The sequence below is a fragment of the Streptomyces sp. NPDC001980 genome, assembly GCF_040296885.1.
Lineage (GTDB): Bacteria > Actinomycetota > Actinomycetes > Streptomycetales > Streptomycetaceae > Streptomyces.
The window spans coordinates 1-17900 of record NZ_JBEOYD010000006.1 but is presented as its reverse complement, the minus strand read 5'-3'; the positions used below and the strand labels follow the sequence as shown (position 1 = coordinate 17900).

The window sequence follows — 17900 nt, the reverse complement described above, 5'->3', positions numbered from 1 at the left end:
GGCGGCTCACCGCACCGATACCGAACCGTTGTCCACAGTCAGTGGCCGATCTTGTGCAAAACGTGCGTGCACAACTGCGCCCCCTCCCACTCACCTGCGTTGTCGCAGGTCAGGGAGGGGGCGAAGGATTTTGCGGCGGGTGTTGTGGTAGTCGTACTGGCGTCAACACCCAACGGGTTATCCACAGATCGTCGTCTTTTCCCCAGGAGGGTGTGGACAGCAGCTCAGGCCTGTGGATAACTCAGCGAACAGCCCTGGGCAGAGCTGTCGGTCGGGTTACTTCCACTGGGTGGAGACGCCGAAGCCGGCCGCGATGAAGCCGAAGCCCACGACGATGTTCCAGTTGTCGAGGCTGTCGATCGGCAGTGAACCGTCGGTCACGTAGAAGACGACGATCCAGGCCAGCCCGATGAGGAACATGGCCAGCATCACCGGCGCGACCCAGGCCCGACTGTTGAGCTTGATGGCGGTCGCCTGCTTCGCCGGGGGCGGCGTGTAGTCGGCCTTCTTGCGGATACGTGACTTCGGCACGAGGGTCTCTCCTGTCGATGCGCTGCGTGGCCGCGCAGGTAACTGGGTCGGGCTCGGGGCAGCGTACAAGGGGACAGTAAGGGCAGACTGAGCGCTCCCCCGGGCGTCCGTTAGCGTAGTGCTTCCGTGGCGCTGAAGGAGATAAGGGTACGTTGAGCAATTCTGCCGACTCCAACGCGACCGGATCAACGGGTTCGGACCCGGCCGGCGAGGGCGGTTTCCCCTCCGGCCTCCGGCCGCGCTTCCGGCCGGTGCGGATTCTCACCGTGGGCGTCTTCGCCCTGGCCGGTCTTCTCTTCTTCACCAGCTTCAACACGGCCAAGGGCACCGACATCCGCTCGGACGACAACCTGCTCAAGCTCTCCGACCTGATCCAGGAGCACAGCCGCAGGAACAAGGAGCTGGACGAGTCCAACGCGAGCACGCGCGACCAGAACGAGAAGCTCGCCAAGCGTGACGACGGCTCCACCAAGGCCCAGGACGACCAGCTGGCGGGCCTGGAGAAGGATGCGGGCACCCAGAAGCTGACCGGCAAGGCGATCACCGTCACGCTCAACGACGCCCCGCCGAACGCCACCGCCAAGCTCCCGGGCTACCCCGAGCCGCAGCCCGACTACCTGGTCATCCACCAGCAGGACCTGCAGGCCGTGGTGAACGCCCTGTGGCAGGGCGGCGCCCAGGGCATCAAGGTCATGGACCAGCGGCTGATCTCCACCAGCGCCGTGCGCTGCGTCGGCAACACCCTGATTCTCCAGGGCCGGGTCTACTCACCGCCGTACAAGATCCAGGCGATCGGCGACCCGGCGAAGATGCAGAAGTCGCTCGCGGACTCCGAGGCCATCCAGAACTACATGGTGTACGTGAACGTGTACGGCCTCGGCTGGAAAGTGACCGAGGACGGGACGGTGACTCTGCCGGGCTACTCGGGCACAGTGGATCTGCACTACGCGAAGCCCGTGGGGTAAGCAGCTCGTCACTTTCTGGAGCCGCCGGTGCGCGTGATCGTCAGGACCGTCAGCGAGCTCTGCATCACCGTCGGCACGCTCATCGTGCTCTTCGTCGCGTACGTGCTGTTCTGGACCGGTGTGAAGGCCGACAGCGAGATGCACGACCAGATCGACCAGTTACAGCGGCAGTGGTCGGCGAAGGCCACGGTGCACCCCACGGCGAAGGCGACCGCCGCACCCGCGCAGCCCGCCGCGTACCACTACGGCAAGCCCTTCGCGATCATGTACATCCCCCGGTTCGGTTTCACGTGGAACAAGCCGGTCCTGGAGGGCACCGGCACCGATGTGCTGAAGAAGGGCCTCGCCCACTACGCCCGGACCGCCCGGCTCGGGCAGGTGGGCGACTTCGCGGTCGCCGGCCACCGGCGCACGTACGGCGACCCGTTTCTCGACTTCCCGAAGCTGCGTGAGGGCGATGCGGTCGTCCTGACGGACGGGACGACCTGGTTCACGTATCGGATCGACAAAGGCCCTTACAAAACAGTTCCGACGGACGTTGAAGTGATCGACCCTGTGCCACGTAAGTCGGGGTATACGCGTCCGGGGCGCTATCTCACGCTGACCACGTGCGATCCGGAATGGGGGCACAGCCATCGGCTGATCGTCTGGGCGCACTTGGACTCCACACAGCCTGTGGAGTCAGGCAGACCTAAGGCGCTGCGCCGTTAGTCTGGTGCAGTACGGCGGGATTCTGGTGCCGTGGTGGAACGGAAGGGACGGCATGTACGGCTGGATCTGGCGGCATCTGCCGGGCAACGCGTGGGTGAGGGCGCTGATCTCACTTGTGCTGGTCCTGGCCGTGGTCTACGTCCTCTTCCAGTACGTCTTCCCCTGGGCCGAACCGCTGCTGCCCTTCAACGATGTGACGGTGGACAACCAGTGAGCGCGCGGATTCTCGTCGTCGACAACTACGACAGCTTCGTCTTCAACCTGGTCCAGTACCTGTACCAGCTGGGTGCCGAGTGCGAGGTGCTGCGCAACGACGAGGTGTCGACGGCGCACGCCCAGGACGGCTTCGACGGGGTGCTGCTCTCGCCCGGTCCCGGGACGCCGGAGGAGGCCGGGGTGTGCGTGGACATGGTCCGGCACTGCGCCGCGACCGGTGTCCCGGTCTTCGGTGTCTGCCTCGGCATGCAGTCGATGCAGGTGGCGTACGGGGGTGTGGTGGACCGGGCGCCGGAACTGCTGCACGGCAAGACCTCGTTGGTCGAGCACGGCGGCCAGGGGGTCTTCGCGGGGCTGCCCTCGCCCTTCACGGCGACCCGGTACCACTCGCTGGCCGCCGAGCCGGCGACGGTGCCGGCCGAGCTGGAGGTGACCGCCCGCACCCACGACGGGATCATCATGGGGCTCAGACACCGTGAACTCCCGGTGGAGGGCGTGCAGTTCCACCCCGAGTCGGTGCTGACCGAGCACGGGCACCGGATGCTGGCCAATTGGCTGGTGGAGTGCGGTGACCAGGGGGCCGTGGCGAGGTCGGCGGGGCTTGCCCCGGTGGTGGGCAGGGCCACGGCGTGACCGCGCTGCGCCCCGAGCGCGAGACCGGTGCCTCGTACGGGGATCAGCCGTACGGGGGGTCTGGCGCGCTCGGGGAGACGGCGTTTCTCCCGCCCCTCCCGCCGGTCGACGAGGAGACGGTCGCGCTGCGGATCCCCGATCCGCTGCCCATATCGGCTTCTGCGGGCACAGCAGCCTCTTCCGGCACCGGAACCCCAGGGGGCGGCCGAGCGGCCCGCAGAAAGGCCGCCAAGCGGCGTGGTGGGCGGCATGGTGGCGCATCGGAGACGGCGCCGCAGGAGAACACCGCGCCGCGCACGGCGGCGGGCCGGCCGCTCTCCCGGGTCGAGGCCCGTCGGCAGCAGCGGTTGCGCAAGCCCAGCCCGGCCGTCATGGCGAGCCGGGCGATAGGAGAGGTGTTCATCACCACCGGCGTGCTGATGCTGCTGTTCGTCACCTACCAGCTGTGGTGGACGAACGTCCGCGCCCACGCTCAGGCCGGCAGCGAGGCCAGCAGTCTGCAGAAGGACTGGGCGAGCGGCAAGCGCGCCCCCGGTGTCTTCGCGCCCGGGCAGGGCTTCGCCATCCTGCACATCCCGAAGCTGGACGTGGTGGCGCCGATCGCGGAGGGCGTCAGCAACAAGAAGGTCCTCGACAAGGGCATGGTCGGGCATTACGGCGAGGGCGCGCTGAAGACCGCGATGCCGCAGGACAAGACCGGAAACTTCGGTCTGGCCGCGCACCGCAACACGCACGGTGAGCCGTTCCGGTACATCAACAAGCTCGTGGCCGGTGACGCGGTCGTCGTCGAGACGCAGGACGAGTACTTCGTGTACAAGGTGACGTCGATGCTGCCGGTGACGTCGCCGAGCAACGTGAGTGTGCTGGACCCGGTGCCGAAGGGTTCGGGTTTCACCCAGCCGGGCCGGTACATCACTCTCACCACCTGCACACCGGAGTTCACCAGCAAGTACCGGTTGATCGTGTGGGGCAAGATGGTCGAGGAACGCCCGCGCAGCAAGGGCAAGCCAGACGCGCTCGTCGAGTAGGGGCAGAGGAACAGTGGCAGCGACCGCCGACGACACCGAAGAGCAGACCGACGCGCCGGACGCGGCGTCCGTGCCGGGGCGGCGGCCGATCGGCCGGATCGCCATGGCGGTCAGCGTCTTCGGTGAACTCCTCATCACGGCGGGCCTGGTGCTCGGCCTGTTCGTCGTCTACTCGCTGTGGTGGACGAACGTGATAGCCGACCGCAAGGCCGACCGGGCGGGTGACAAGGTCCGGGAGACCTGGGCCCAGCAGGACACCGGTCCCGGTGCGCTGAACACGAAGAACGGCATCGGCTTCCTGCACGTGCCGTCGATGAAGAACGGCGAGGTCCTGGTCGAGAAGGGCACGTCGACGGACGTCCTGAACAACGGCGTGGCCGGCTACTACATCGACCCCGCCAAGGCCATGCTCCCCACCACCGGCAAGACCGGCAACTTCACCCTGGCCGCCCACCGCGACGGCCACGGCGCCAAGTTCCACAACATCGACAAGGTGAAGGTCGGCGACCCGGTCGTCTTCGAGACCCGTGACAACTGGTACGTCTACAAGGTCTACGACATCCTCCCGGAGACCTCGAAGTACAACGTCAAGGTCCTCTCCCAGGTCCCCAAGGAGTCCGGCAAGACCAAGCCGGGCCACTACATCACCCTGACGACCTGCACGCCGGTGTACACGAGCCGGTACCGGTACGTGGTGTGGGGCGAGCTGGTGCGCGTCGACAAGGTCGACAGCAAGCGGACTCCGCCGAAGGAACTGCGTTAGCGTGACGTCTTGTCACGCTAAGAGCGAGCCGGGCCCGAAGCCGCAACTTCCCTTTGCAGCTTCGGGCCCTTTCACGTCACCTCGTTCTCACGCCAGGACCTTCAGCGGTTCCCCGGCACTCCAATCCTCCAGCACCCCCCGGTGTACGGCGGTGATCCCGGCTTCGGCAGCGATGTCCAGGGCCTCAGGAGTGAAGGGGCACGTTGCGACGTAGAGCGCCACCTCTGCGCTGTACAGGACCTTCGCGGACCCGATGAACTTCTGGACGTCGGGGCTGGTGATGTTGAGGTAGGGCGCGAACCTCTTGCACTGGACGACGAGGCGTCGCCCGTCGGCCGTGAGTCCGATGATGTCGACGCCACGGTCGCCGTGGCCGCCCTGTACGACGACGTTGGTGCATCCGTCGCGGATCAGCAGTTTGGCGATGTGGCGTTCGAAGGTGCGGCCGTTCATGGCGTCCATGGCGGCCATGACTCCGACGGCGGGGCGGTCGTCTCGGACTCCTTCGAGCCTCTTCAGCCGTGCGTGGTGCTGGTGGAGCCGCCGCTCGATGCGTTGGACTCCTGCGCGCAGGGCGATCAGCTCTTGCCGATGCTCGCCGGTTGTCTCGATCAGGGCGTTGAACATCGGTACTACGGTCTTGCCGAGGATGTGGGTGATGCGCTGGTCGATGCGGTCGTCAAGAGCCAGGAGGTCTGTTGGCGCCGGGTTATCCACAGGCTGGGTCCGGGCCAGGTACTCCATGTCGAGGAGGTAGACACGTACCTGACGTGCGACTTCGCTGTCGCGGAGGAGCATGGCGACGTTGAGGACGGCTCGGCGGGACCAGATGGCCAGGCCGGAGCGGGGCTGCGGGCCGCCATAGGAACTCAAGTTGAGTTCCTTGAATTCGCGCAGTTCAGGACCGCGGAGCACGCGAAGGCCGTTCGACTCAAGCTCCTGCCTGTGGCGGCTGAGCAGGTTGTTGATCACTGTTTCGGCGACTTCGAAGTACGTCGCCACCATCGCCGTCGTCACATGCATCCCGTCCGGCAGCAGTGACAGCGCCTTCACCTTGTCGAGCACGTCGGTGCGGTCCAGCACGCTGTCGCGCAGGCTCTGCGATTCCAGCAGTGCCGATTCGTTGATCACGCTCTGCCCTTTCGATCGTGGTGTGGCCGTACGGCCAGGGCAGAGCTGCGAGTCCCCACCCGATCCGGCCAACGAATGGTTGAGTGGGAAGACACGATCGACAGAAGGGCAGGTGTTCAGTGACGACAGAGCGACGACAGTCGCTCGGACGTGCACAACTCCTCGAGAATGAGGCCGTGTTGATCAGCGAGTTGGCGCGACGTGGGCAGGGCCGGGCGGAATAACGTGCGGGTGCAGCCTTTGCGATCACACGAGTGGAATCATGCGATCACGGATGGTCGCGCCCTTCGTCGTTCACCCGATCCCCTGTCCAAGATCCGAGCACGCATCACGCCCGGGGCCGGGGTAGCGATCGGGCCTGGAGTACGCGCTGATCGCCGCGTCCAGCGTGTCACCGTCAACGCGCTGCATCATGCGGGACACCGTAGCGGCGTGCGGCACAGGCCGGACTGCGCTGAGCGGATCGGCTGTGAGCCCCATGATTCCCAATTCCCAGGACGGACTGAGAGGCATCTGTGATCCACTCGCTGATCGCGATGAGCGAGCGGGCCCCTGTCAGCACCGCCGCGTCGGCCGCGCACAACAGCGCGACCGTCGCAGCCGCCGTCCTGCCCAGGCCCTGCGCGCACGCATCGTGCCGGCGTGCGCGCAGGGCCTGAGGTGTCACCGATTGTCGTGGTCGCCAGGGGCCTGCAAGTGGCCGCCGACACGGTTCGCAAATGGCGGCGATTCCTCGCCCACCGTCTGGACGGACTCATTGACGAGCCCTGAACGCCACCACACGTCGGCCATCGGTGAGCAGGGTCAGCAGACCTTGCTGCTCTGGCCGGTGCCCTGGTGGTTTCCGCTTGAGGAGGTGCCGTCGGCGTTGGTCACGTCGAGAAAGCCGTACCCCGTCGTGCAGGAGCCCACGGTTGCGGCTGCGCCCGACCAGATCTCCGTGACGTCCGAGTCGCCCTGGCTGGCGTGGTTCACGCTGTCGCTCGTCGTCGAGACGCCGGCGGAGGCGAACCAGTGGGAGTGCGCGCTGCGGAAGCTCTGCCACACGAACACGTAGCCGTAGTTCCGGTTACAGCTCGGCGAGTAGTACTGCTTGACCGAGGCGGCTGTCGCCCCGTCCACCGTGATGTAGCCGGTGCTGCCGATCTGGTAGGCGTCGCTGCAGTTCGGGCCGGTGGCGGCGGACGCGGTGCCTGTCGTGCCGACGACAGCCGCCGCGGCGAGCGCGACCGTGGTGAGAGCGGCGGAAGCGAGACGCTTCATGAGTACCCCCTTGTGTGATGCCTGTGAGGCAATCGATGGAGATCGCATTCCACAGGGCGGGCGTCCACTATTTCAAGATCAAAGATCTTGAAATGGTGGACATGGAGAGCATTGCGGTGTGCGTGATGTGACTCACAGGGAACCGAAACGGCGGAAGTCCCCCGAGCTGCGTGGTGCGGCTCGGGGGACTTCCGCCGTTCAGACGGAGCAGGACGGCGTCAGTTTCCGGTCGTACCGCCGAAGAAGTTGGTACCGCCGTTGTTGTTCCCGCCGTTGTTGCCGGTGCTCACCGTGGTCAGGGTGATCTGCGTGTTGCCGGGGTCGTCTTCGCCGGTGTTGGCCGGCGGGTCCTGGTTGGTGACGAGCGCGTTGTCGCTGGAGTCGCCGTTGAACTGGATATTGGTGAAGCCGGCCGCCTGCAGGGTCTGCTTGGCCTGGCTCACGGTCTGGCCCAGGACGCTCGGCACGGCCGTCTGCTGCTGGGCCTTGCCGATCTGGATGTTCACCACCGAGTTCTTCTTGACCTGCTGACCGGGTCCCGGGTCGGTCGAGACGACCTTGCCGACCTGGTTGGCGTCGGTGGTGTCCACCTCGGTGCAGTTGCCGGTCAGGTTGTTGGCCGTCATCTGCGCCTTGGCGTCGTCACAGCTCCTGCCGGTGACGTCGGGGACCGTCACCTTCTCCTCGGCCTTGGCGATGGTGAGGGTGATCGTGGAGCCCTTCTGGACTTCCGCGCCGAGGGCCGGATCCTGATCCAGGACGGTGCCCGGGTCCTCACCGGAGACTTGCTGCTTCGTCTTGACGACGAAGTTGTACTTGTCGCCCTCGAGCGTGGTCTTGGCGTCGTCGATGTTCTGACCGACGACGCTCGGTACGACGACCTTCGGGGCGCCCGTGGAGACGACCAGGTTGATCGTGTCGCCCTTGTTGACGTCCGAGCCCGCTGTCGGGTCCTGGGAGCAGACGCTGCCCTTGGGCGCGTTGTTGCAGGTCTTCCGTGTCGGCGTGCCCAGCTTCAGGCTGGAATTGACGGCCATCTTCTGTGCATCCGCGTAGGTCTGGCCGACGAAGTTCGGGGCGGCGAAGGGTTTGTCCGCCCCGCCCCCGCTGACCACCCATTTCCCGATCAGGATCGAGCCCACCAGCACCAGGATGCCCGCGACCACGAGCAGGATCGTGGACGTGTTGTTCTTCTTTTTCTGCTGGCGGCGGCGGTCCGGGCGCTCGTCGTAGCCGTAGCCGCCGTCGTCCGGGTTCATCGGGGGGAGCATGGTGGTGGCGCCGTCGGCGCGCATGGCCGTGGTCGGCATGTCGTTCGGGTAGCCGCCGTAGCCGACGGAGCCCATGGCGGCGGTGGCCGCGACCGGCTGGCCGTCGAGGCACGCCTCGATGTCGGCGCGCATCTCGTCGGCGGACTGGTACCGGTAGTTCGGGTCCTTGACCAGGGCCTTCAGGACGATGGCGTCCATCTCGGGCGTGATCTCGGGGTCGAACACCGACGGGGGCTGGGGTTCCTCGCGGACGTGCTGGTAGGCGACCGCGACCGGGCTGTCGCCCACGAAGGGCGGTCGTACCGTCAGCAGCTCGTAGAGGAGGCAGCCCGTCGAGTAGAGGTCCGAGCGGGCGTCGACCTGCTCGCCCTTCGCCTGCTCCGGGGAGAGGTACTGGGCGGTGCCGATGACGGCCGCCGTCTGGGTCATGGTCATGCCGGAGTCGCCCATGGCGCGGGCGATACCGAAGTCCATGACCTTGACCTGGCCGTTGCGCGTCAGCATGACGTTCGCCGGCTTGATGTCACGGTGGACGATGCCGCTGCGGTGCGCGTACTCCAGGCCCTGGAGGATGCCGATGGTCATTTCCATCGCGCGCTCGGGCAGCAGCTTGCGGCCGGAGTGCAGCAGCTCGCGCAGCGTCGAGCCGTCCACGTACTCCATGACGATGTACGGGATCGAGACCCCGTCGATGTAGTCCTCGCCCGTGTCGTAGACCGCGACGATCGCGGGATGGTTGAGCGAGGCGGCCGACTGGGCCTCCCGGCGGAACCGGGCCTGGAAGGACGGGTCGCGCGCGAGGTCCGCGCGCAGCGTCTTCACCGCCACCGTGCGGCCGAGCCGCGTGTCATGGGCGAGGTAGACCTCCGCCATGCCACCACGGCCGAGCACGTGGCCCAGCTCGTACCGGCCGCCGAGGCGACGCGGCTCTTCCATAGTTCCCTACCAGCCCTCTCCGTCGGTCCCGACCGGCACGGATGTGCGGTCGGAGGCTGCCGTCCGGGCCTACCGTACCCGGCTGTGTTTGTGTGACCTGGCCAAGCCCGTAACCCGATACAGGACCGGTATGTCAACGTGCACCGATGTGAAGGGGACGTGAGCGGGGTCACTTCTTGGAGTTGATGACTGCCTCCATCACGCTCTTCGCGATCGGGGCCGCGAGGCCGCCGCCGGAGATGTCGTCGCGGTTGGCCTGGTCGTCCTCGATCACCACGGCGACGGCGACGGGCTTGCTGCCGTCGGGGAGCTTGGCGTACGAGATGAACCAGGCGTACGGGTTCTCGCTGTTCGCCACACCGTGCTGGGCGGTACCGGTCTTGCCGCCCACGGTGATGCCGTTGATCTGGGCGTTCTTGCCGGTGCCGTCCTTGACGACCGTCTCCATCATCGACTGGAGGATCTGGGCGTTGGAGGAGGACAGCGGCTGGCTCATCTCCTGGGGGTCGGTCTGGGAGATGGTGTCGACGCCCGAGGACTGGAGCTTGTCGATCATGTACGGCTTCATCAGCTTGCCGTCGTTGGCGACCGCGGAGGCGACCATGGCCATCTGGAGCGGGGTCGCGGCGGTGTTGTACTGGCCGATCGAGGACAGCGCGGTCTGCGACTGGTTCATGTTGTCGGAGAACACCGAGGCGCTGGAGCGGGTCGGGGTGAAATGCTCGGCGTCGAAGCCGAACTTCTTCGCCTCGGCGAGCATCTTGTCGTTGCCGAGGTCGGCGCCGATCTTGCCGAAGACGGTGTTGCAGGAGTACCGCAGCGCGATCCGCATGGTCGCGTTCTTGCAGGGGATGCTGCCCTCGTTCTTCAGCTCGGTGGTGGTGCCGGGCATGACGTAGGGCAGCGGCGAGTTCGTGGCCTCGTCGGCCGACTTGTACAGCCCGTTCTCCAGCGCGGCCGCGGCGGTGACGACCTTGAAGGTGGAGCCCGGCGGGTAGGTCTCGCGCAGGGCCCGGTTCAGCATCGGGTCGTTCGGGTTGTATTTCTTCTGGAGCTTCTTCCAGGCCGCGGCGTCGGTGTCCGAGGCGCCGGCGAAGGACGAGGGGTCGTACGACGGGTAGGAGGCGAGGGCCAGGATCTTGCCCGTGGAGGGTTCCAGGGCGACGACCGCGCCCTTGCCGCCCTGCTTCTTCAGCCCGTTGTAGGCGGCGCTCTGGGCTGCTGCGTTCAGCGTGGTGACGACGTTGCCGCCCTGCTTCTGCTTGCCCGTGATCATGTCGAGGGTGTTGCGGAAGAAGAGCCGGTCGTCGTTGCCGGTGAGGATGCCGTCCTCCACGGACTCCATCAGGTTGGCGCCGAAGGCCTGGGAGGCGAAGCCGGTGACCGGGGCCCACATGGGGCCGTCCTTGTACGTGCGCTTGTACTTCAGGTCGTTGAGACCGGAGGAGCCGGACGCCGTGGAGCCGGTGATCGGGCTGCCGTCGACGATGATGTCGCCGCGCGGGGTGGAGTAGCGGGCGATCGTGACCCGGCGGTTGGCGGTGTCCTCGCGGAGGGTGTCGGCCTTGACGTACTGGAGCCAGTTGTCGCGCAGCAGCAGGGTGAGGATCAGGAGGCCACAGAAGATCGCGATCCGGCGCAGGGGCTTGTTCATGAGGGGTGGACCACCTGGGTCATCTCGGCGTCGGGGTTGGCGGCGGGGGCCGGGGCCGGGCGGCGGGCGGTGTCGCTGATGCGGATCAGCACGCCGATGAGCGCCCAGTTGGCGATGACGGAGGAACCGCCGTACGCCAGGAACGGCATCGTCATACCGGTCAGCGGGATGAGGCCCATCACACCGCCGGCGACGACGAACACCTGGAGCGCGAAGGCGCCGGAGAGGCCGACGGCGAGCAGCTTGCCGAACGGGTCGCGGGCGGCGAGCGAGGTACGCACACCGCGCTCCACGATCAGGCCGTAGATCAGCAGGATCGCCATGATGCCGGCCAGGCCCAGCTCCTCGCCGAAGGTGGCGAGGATGAAGTCGGAGTTGGCGGCGAACCGGATCAGGTCGGAGTGGCCCTGGCCGAGGCCGGTGCCGAGGGTGCCGCCGGAGCCGAACGCCCACAGGGCCTGCATCGCCTGCTCGGAGTGGCCGGCGACGCCCTTCTGGGAGAGCGCGTACTCCTTCATCGGGTTGAGCCAGGCCTGGACACGCTGCTGGACGTGCGGTTCGAAGCTGGCCACGCCGACCGCGCCGGCCGCCGACATCAGCAGACCGAAGAAGATCCAGCTGGTCCGCTCGGTGGCGACGTACAGCATGATGATGAACATTCCGAAGAACAGCAGCGAGGTACCGAGGTCGGTCTCGAACACCAGGATGAGGATCGAGATGAACCAGACGACCAGGATCGGGCCCAGGTCGCGGCCGCGCGGCAGGTACAGCCCCATGAAGCGGCGGCTGGCGAGCGCGAGGGCGTCCCGCTTGACCATCAGGTAGCCGGCGAAGAACACCGCGAGGACGATCTTCGCGAACTCACCGGGCTGGATGGTGAAGCCGCCGACGGAGATCCAGATCTTGGCGCCGTAGACGTTCAGGCCGAGGCCCGGGACCAGCGGAAGCAGGAGCAGGAAGAGCGCGGCCACCATGGAGATGTAGGTGTAGCGCTGGAGTGCTCTGTGGTCCTTGAGGAAGATCAGGACGACGATGAACAGCGCGATGCCCATCGCGGTGTACAGCAGCTGGTTGGTGGCCTTGCCGCCCGAGACGTGGATCGACTGGAGCAGCTTGGACTGGTCGAGTCTCCAGATGACGACCAGGCCGAGGCCGTTGAGCAGGGTGGCCAGCGGCAGCAGCAGCGGGTCCGCGTAGGGGGCGAACTTGCGGACGACGAGGTGGGCGACGGCGGCAAGCAGGCCGAGGCCCAGGCCGTAGCTCAGCAGTCCGGCGGGGACCTTGTCGTTGATGGCCAGGCCCACGTTGGCGTAGGCGAACACCGGGATGGCGACGGCGAACACCAGGAGCGCGAGCTCGGTGTTGCGCCGGCTCGGCGTGCCGATGGAGCCGATCGTGGACGTGTGGTTCGTCGACGTGTTGGTAGTACTGCTCATCGTGTGACGGGGCCTCTCACGGCTTGCCTGCTACTGCTTACCGCACAGCGAGACGACCTTCTGCTCATCCTCCGAGAGGGTGGGGCCGGGGCTGGGGGTCGCTGAGGGGGACGGGGACGGTGACGCCGTGGAGGACGCCGAGTTCGACGGTGTGGGCGAGGCCTTGGACGTGAGAGAGGTCTTGGTGGTTCCCGTGGTGCCTCCGGCCTCGCCCTGGCCGGTCTTGGAGCTGGTCTTGGACTCGGCGGCGGTGCGCTCCGACTCCTTCTTGCAGGCGGAGGCCTGCACGGCCAGCTCCTGGACCTTCGACTGGGCGTCCTTGAGGCCGCCCTCGGCGATGGTCGCCTTGACCTGCTTCTGCTGGTAGGGCGGCAGGTACTTGAGTTCGATCTCGGGGTGGTCCGTCTCCACCTTCGACAGCGACACCCAGGCGAGGTCCTGGCTGATGCCCTGGTAGAGCGCGACGTGCTCGGCGTTGGCGCCGACGTAGTACTGCGTCTGCGTCCAGCGGTAGCCGCCGTACAGGCCCCCGCCGATCACGGCGAGGGCGAGCACGCTGTAGAAGGATCTCTTCAGCCACTTGCGGCCCTTGCGGGGCTTGACGAAGTCGTCGTCGGTGTAGTCGCCGAAGCTGTCGGTGGGGACGTAGCCGGTGGTGTCGCCGGAGCCGGGCGGGCCGAACTCGCCGCCCCCGCCGTGGCCCTGCCGGCCGAGGTTGGCGGCGCGGCCCGCCGGGGTCTGCATGTAGCCGTTGTCGTGCAGGTGGTGCTGGTTCTCGGCGACCGCGCCGACCACGACCGGGGTGTCGGAGAGCTGGCCCGCGAGGGTGTCGCCGGTGTCCAGGTCGAGGACGTCCGCGATGATGACCGTGATGTTGTCGGGGCCGCCGCCGCGCAGCGCGAGCTGGATCAGCTCCTGCACGGTCTCCTGCGGGCCCTGGTAGCTGGCGAGGGTCTCCTCCAGGGTCTGGTGGGAGACGACGCCGGAGAGCCCGTCGGAGCAGATGAGATAACGGTCACCCGCGCGCACCTCGCGGATGGAGAGATCCGGCTCGACGTGGTCGCCGCTGCCGAGGGCGCGCATGAGCAGCGAGCGCTGCGGGTGGGTGGTGGCCTCTTCCTCGGTGATCCGGCCCTCGTCGACGAGCCGCTGCACCCAGGTGTGGTCCTGGGTGATCTGCGTGAGCACGCCGTCACGGAGCAGGTACGCGCGGGAGTCGCCGACGTGCACGAGGCCGAGCCGCTGCCCGGTCCACAGCAGGGCGGTGAGGGTGGTCCCCATGCCCTCCAGCTGCGGGTCCTCCTCCACCATGGCGCGCAGCTGGTCGTTGGCGCGCTGCACGGCGTGGCCGAGGGAGGTGAGGATGTCGGAGCCGGGCACGTCGTCGTCGAGCGTGACCAGGGTGGAGATCACCTCGGAGGAGGCGACCTCGCCGGCGGCCTGGCCGCCCATGCCGTCGGCGATGGCGAGCAGGCGGGGACCGGCGTAACCGGAGTCCTCGTTGCCCTCCCGGATCATGCCTTTGTGCGATCCGGCGGCGAAGCGCAGTGACAGACTCATGCGCACCTCGCCCGTCGGCTCCGGGTACATCCGCACGGTGCCCACCCTCCGGTCGGGAGCGCGCCGGGGACCGGCGTCCGGTCCGCCGCTGCGTGCTCGCTCCGCTCGCGCCTATCCATGATGTAGCACTACTTCCGCAGCTCGATGACGGTTTTGCCGATGCGGATCGGCGCGCCCAGCGGGATCGGCGTGGGAGTCGTCAGCCGGGACCGGTCCAGGTAGGTGCCGTTGGTCGAGCCGAGGTCCTCGACGATCCACTGGCCGTCGCGGTCCGGGTAGATCCTGGCATGCCGGCTGGAGGCGTAGTCGTCGTCCAGCACGATCGTCGAGTCGTGGGCGCGGCCGAGGGTGATGGTCTGGCCCTGGAGCGCGACCGTCGTACCGGTGAGGGTGCCCTCGGAGACGACCAGCTTGGAGGGGGCGTTACGGCGCTGGCGGCCACCGGCCGCAGGCTGCTGGCCGCGCTGCTGCGGTGGCGCGGCCTGCTGCCGGGCGGCGGGCTGCTGCCGGCGTCCTTCTTCCCTACGCGATCCGCGCTGGGTGACGCGCGTACCGAACAGGTCGCTGCGGATGACCTGCACGGCCACGATCACGAACAGCCACAGTACGGCCAGGAAACCCAGCCGCATGACCGTGAGGGTCAGCTCTGACATTGCCCCCGCTTCACCCTTCGGCTTGCCGGTAAATGATGGTGGTGCTGCCCACGACGATCCGCGAGCCGTCGCGGAGCGTAGCGCGGGTGGTGTGCTGCCCGTCCACCACGATGCCGTTGGTGGACCCGAGATCCTGGATCGTCGAGGGCGTTCCGGTCCGGATCTCGCAGTGCCGGCGGGAGACGCCGGGGTCGTCGATCCGCACGTCGGCCTCGGTGCTGCGGCCCAGCACGAGCGTTGCGCGGGAGATCTGATGGCGGGTGCCGTTGATCTCGATCCAGTAGCGGGTGCGGGCGCCGGGCGCCTGGGCGCCGACGGGACCCGAGGGCGGCCGCTGGGCGGCCGGCTGGGTCGGCTGCGGGTACCCGTAGCCGCCGGGGCGGGCACCGGGCGGCGGGGCGCTCGGCATCGGCGGGGCGGCGGCGCTCTGCTGCGGGTAGCCGTAGCCGCCCGGGCGCTGCGGGGCACCGCCCGCGGGGGCGCGCTCGGGGGCCTGCTGGTCGCTGGAGGAGGCGAGCGTACGGCTGCGCACCCGGTACAGGCCGGTGTCGAGGTCGTCGGCCTTCTCCAGGTTGACCTTGATCGGCCCCATGAAGGTGTAACGCTGCTGCTTGGCGTAGTCGCGGACCATCCCGGCGAGCTCGTCGCCGAGCTGCCCGGAGTACGGGCTGAGCCGCTCGAAGTCCGGCGCGCTCAGCTCCACGATGAAGTCATTGGGTACGACGGTCCGGTCCCGGTTCCAGATGGTCGCGTTGTTGTCGCACTCGCGCTGCAGCGCGCCGGCGATCTCCACGGGCTGGACCTCGGACTTGAACACCTTCGCGAAGGTGCCGTTGACCAGACCTTCGAGACGCTGCTCGAACTTCTTCAGGACTCCCACAGGGCACCTCCTCTGTCGCCTTGCCCGTACTGCCTGCCGTTGCCGTTGCCGTTACCGCTCACTGATCGTATCTACGCGCCCGGCAATCAGCCGGTTCCCCCAGCGGCCCCCTTCGAACTCCTCGGCGTGCTTCTCCTGCGCGGGATCGGCGGTTGTTCTGCCATGGATCGTAGAGGTGGCCCACGACCAGTGTCCCGCACCTGACTGTGGACCCGATCCGTCTCCTGGGTAGATGGGCTCGACCGGTACGAGGTTGATACGTGACCGCCGACCGCTCGGTACGTGATCACCAGGTGAGCGCTGCCCCGGGATAAGGGATGTGAACCCAGCCTGCCCCACGTGCTAGTGTTCTCGATGTCGGAAGGGGCCGGCCCGAAGGAAATAACGGGTCTGAAGCCGGAAGACACACCCAATGCGCGGGTGGCGGAATAGGCAGACGCGCTGGATTCAGGTTCCAGTGCCCGCAAGGGCGTGGGGGTTCAACTCCCCCCTCGCGCACAGAGAGATACCGACGAAACGGGTCTCCGCCGGTGACGGAAGTCACGGTGGGGGCCCGTTTCTCGTTGTCCGGTGGTCGTCGGTCGTCGGTCGTCGGTCGTCGGTGGTCGGTCGTCGGCCGGTGGCTGTCCGTTGGCTGTGAGGCATCGCACAGTCTTGTCAAGACATGTCAGGGGCGCCCCGCTCGTGAGCTATCTCACGGGTGGGGCTGTCCGCGTTGTGCTGGTGGTGGGTGCGGCGGGAGGGGGCGGAGGAGTCCGTCCTCGCGTGACCTGTCCGAACAAGTACGGGGCCTGCGCCTTCACCTCCTGCTGGAGATCTCGTCGCGTACTGGTCATCTGTTCTTGGTCAACACCCTCCAAAGAGACCTTATGTTCGCGGTCAAGTAATGGGCAAGAACAGTAACGGAGGACGTTGTGTCCCTGGATGTTCGTAGGGCTCGGCGGTTCGCCGCTCCCGCGGCCGCCGCAGTCGCCGCTGCGGTCGTGACGATGGTGGTCAACCCGACGCTGGGCGCGTCGGCCTCGGTTCCGCACGCCTCGGCCAAGACCCCGACCGCCAAGAACGTCATCTTCATCAACGGCGACGGCATGGGCGCTGCCACGCGCCAGGCAGCCCGCCTGCACCTGGCCGGGCTGGGCGGCCAGCTCGCGATGGACAAGCTCCCCACCTCGGGCCAGCTGACCACGGAGCCGGACGACCCGAAGGCCGTCGTCACCGACTCGGCCGCCGCGGCGACCGCGTGGGCCACCGGCGAGAAGACCTACAACGGCGCGATCAGTGTCGACGTGGACGGCAACCCGCTGGCCACCCTGGGGCAGCAGGCCAAGGCAGCCGGCAAGGCCACCGGCCTGGTCACCACCGCGCAGGTCACCGACGCGTCGCCGGCGGCGTTCTTCGCGAACACCGCCAACCGTTCGGCGCAGGACGAGATCGCCCGCCAGTACATCGAGGTCAGCAAGCCCGACGTCATCCTGGGCGGTGGCGAGGACTGGTGGCTGCCCGCGGGCAGCGCCGGCGCGTTCAAGGACCAGCCCGCCGAGGACCCGTCCGAGGCGAGCAAGGGCACCAAGGGCAACCTCATCGACAAGGCCAAGAAGGCCGGTTACTCCTACGTCTCCGACGCGGACCAGCTCAGCCGCGCCAAGGGCGGCAAGCTCCTCGGTCTCTTCGCCAACGAGGAGATGTTCCAGCAGCGCGCCGAGGGCCAGGGCGACGTGTACAGCCCGGTGGTCGGTCTCTCCACCATGACCAGCAAGGCCCTGAGCACGCTGGACAAGAACAAGAAGGGCTTCTTCCTCATGGTCGAGGAAGAGGGTGTCGACGAGTTCGCCCACGCGAACAACGGCACCCGCGTCCTGCAGTCCATGCAGGAACTCGAGAAGGCAGTGGCCGTGGCTCGTGCCTACGTCGCCACCCACCCCGACACCCTGTTGGTCGTCACCGGCGACCACGAGACCGGTGGCCTGGCCGTCGAGGACTCGGACGCCGCTGACGAGTCCGGCACCGGCATCTCCGCCGAGGACGGTCCGTTCAGCATCCGCGGCAGCGAGAAGAGCTTCTACATCGACTGGACCACGTCCGGCCACACCGGTGTGGACGTTCCGGTGACCGCGGCCGGCCCGCTGTCCGACCGATTCACCGGCAAGCACGCCAACACCTACGTGTACGACGTGCTGCGCCAGGCCCTGACGCGCCGCTGAACGACGCGCTGACGACCGGACAACGAGAAGCGGGCCCCCGCCGGTGACGGAAGTCATGGCGGGGGCCC

Annotated in this window: 16 protein-coding genes and 1 tRNA gene; 8 read left to right on the top strand and 9 right to left on the bottom strand. The window is 67.6% G+C overall.

Annotated elements, in window-relative coordinates; translation table 11 throughout:
* Positions 1–276: 276 nt before the first annotated feature.
* A complete protein-coding gene (gene crgA, locus ABT137_RS10955) occupies positions 277–531 on the bottom strand; it encodes a cell division protein CrgA (protein ID WP_046727637.1) in 255 nt (84 codons plus the stop codon).
* 152 nt (positions 532–683) lie between these two features.
* On the opposite strand from crgA, the gene ABT137_RS10950 reads away from it, so the two are divergent.
* The 6 genes from ABT137_RS10950 to ABT137_RS10925 are packed head-to-tail and all read left to right on the top strand — an operon-like array spanning position 684 to position 4847.
* Positions 684–1496 carry a DUF881 domain-containing protein gene (locus tag ABT137_RS10950; RefSeq protein WP_351705872.1) on the top strand — a complete coding sequence of 271 codons (813 nt, stop codon included), beginning with the start codon at positions 684–686 and terminating at the stop codon, positions 1494–1496.
* Positions 1497–1523: 27 nt separating this feature from the next.
* Positions 1524–2207, top strand: coding sequence for a class E sortase (locus ABT137_RS10945; RefSeq protein WP_351705869.1), 684 nt, complete (start codon positions 1524–1526; stop codon positions 2205–2207).
* Between the two features lie 52 nt (positions 2208–2259).
* Positions 2260–2421, top strand: coding sequence for a hypothetical protein (locus ABT137_RS10940; RefSeq protein ID WP_171060312.1), 162 nt, complete (start codon positions 2260–2262; stop codon positions 2419–2421).
* Entirely contained in the window at positions 2418–3056 is a 639-nt protein-coding gene (locus ABT137_RS10935) for an aminodeoxychorismate/anthranilate synthase component II (protein WP_351705866.1), read from the top strand. The genes ABT137_RS10940 and ABT137_RS10935 overlap by 4 nt, the downstream gene beginning before the upstream one ends.
* Positions 3053–4084: a class E sortase gene (locus ABT137_RS10930; RefSeq protein WP_351705863.1), complete on the top strand. Its 1032-nt coding sequence runs from the start codon at positions 3053–3055 to the stop codon at positions 4082–4084. The genes ABT137_RS10935 and ABT137_RS10930 overlap by 4 nt, the downstream gene beginning before the upstream one ends.
* Positions 4085–4097: 13 nt before the next feature.
* Positions 4098–4847, top strand: coding sequence for a class E sortase (locus tag ABT137_RS10925; protein ID WP_351705860.1), 750 nt, complete (start codon positions 4098–4100; stop codon positions 4845–4847).
* Positions 4848–4934: 87 nt separating this feature from the next.
* On the opposite strand, the gene ABT137_RS10920 is transcribed toward ABT137_RS10925, so the two are convergent.
* From ABT137_RS10920 to ABT137_RS10885, 8 genes are all read right to left on the bottom strand, one after another.
* Positions 4935–5978 (bottom strand): restriction endonuclease, encoded by a 1044-nt coding sequence (locus ABT137_RS10920; RefSeq protein ID WP_351705857.1) that lies wholly within the window; start codon positions 5976–5978, stop codon positions 4935–4937.
* Positions 5979–6782: 804 nt separating this feature from the next.
* Positions 6783–7241, bottom strand: a complete 459-nt coding sequence (locus ABT137_RS10915; RefSeq protein WP_351705854.1) for a hypothetical protein — start codon at positions 7239–7241, stop codon at positions 6783–6785.
* A 218-nt stretch (positions 7242–7459) separates the two neighbouring features.
* The gene (gene pknB, locus ABT137_RS10910) at positions 7460–9448 is read right to left on the bottom strand and encodes a Stk1 family PASTA domain-containing Ser/Thr kinase (protein ID WP_351705851.1); all 1989 of its coding nucleotides are present in this window, start codon (positions 9446–9448) and stop codon (positions 7460–7462) included.
* Positions 9449–9617: 169 nt separating this feature from the next.
* Positions 9618–11102: a peptidoglycan D,D-transpeptidase FtsI family protein gene (locus ABT137_RS10905; RefSeq protein WP_351705848.1), complete on the bottom strand. Its 1485-nt coding sequence runs from the start codon at positions 11100–11102 to the stop codon at positions 9618–9620.
* Positions 11099–12538, bottom strand: a complete 1440-nt coding sequence (locus ABT137_RS10900; RefSeq protein WP_351705845.1) for an FtsW/RodA/SpoVE family cell cycle protein — start codon at positions 12536–12538, stop codon at positions 11099–11101. The genes ABT137_RS10905 and ABT137_RS10900 overlap by 4 nt, the downstream gene beginning before the upstream one ends.
* Before the next feature lie 30 nt (positions 12539–12568).
* Complete coding sequence (locus tag ABT137_RS10895; protein WP_351706626.1) at positions 12569–14128, bottom strand: Stp1/IreP family PP2C-type Ser/Thr phosphatase; 1560 nt, start codon at positions 14126–14128, stop codon at positions 12569–12571.
* A gap of 98 nt (positions 14129–14226) precedes the next feature.
* Positions 14227–14751: an FHA domain-containing protein FhaB/FipA gene (locus ABT137_RS10890; protein WP_089100420.1), complete on the bottom strand. Its 525-nt coding sequence runs from the start codon at positions 14749–14751 to the stop codon at positions 14227–14229.
* Positions 14752–14761: 10 nt separating this feature from the next.
* Positions 14762–15631 carry an FHA domain-containing protein gene (locus ABT137_RS10885; RefSeq protein ID WP_351705842.1) on the bottom strand — a complete coding sequence of 290 codons (870 nt, stop codon included), beginning with the start codon at positions 15629–15631 and terminating at the stop codon, positions 14762–14764.
* A gap of 414 nt (positions 15632–16045) precedes the next feature.
* Between ABT137_RS10885 and ABT137_RS10880 the strand changes: the two genes are divergently transcribed.
* Positions 16046–16129, top strand: a tRNA-Leu gene (locus ABT137_RS10880).
* Between the two features lie 491 nt (positions 16130–16620).
* Entirely contained in the window at positions 16621–17832 is a 1212-nt protein-coding gene (locus ABT137_RS10875) for an alkaline phosphatase (RefSeq protein WP_351706623.1), read from the top strand.
* Positions 17833–17900: the final 68 nt, after the last annotated feature.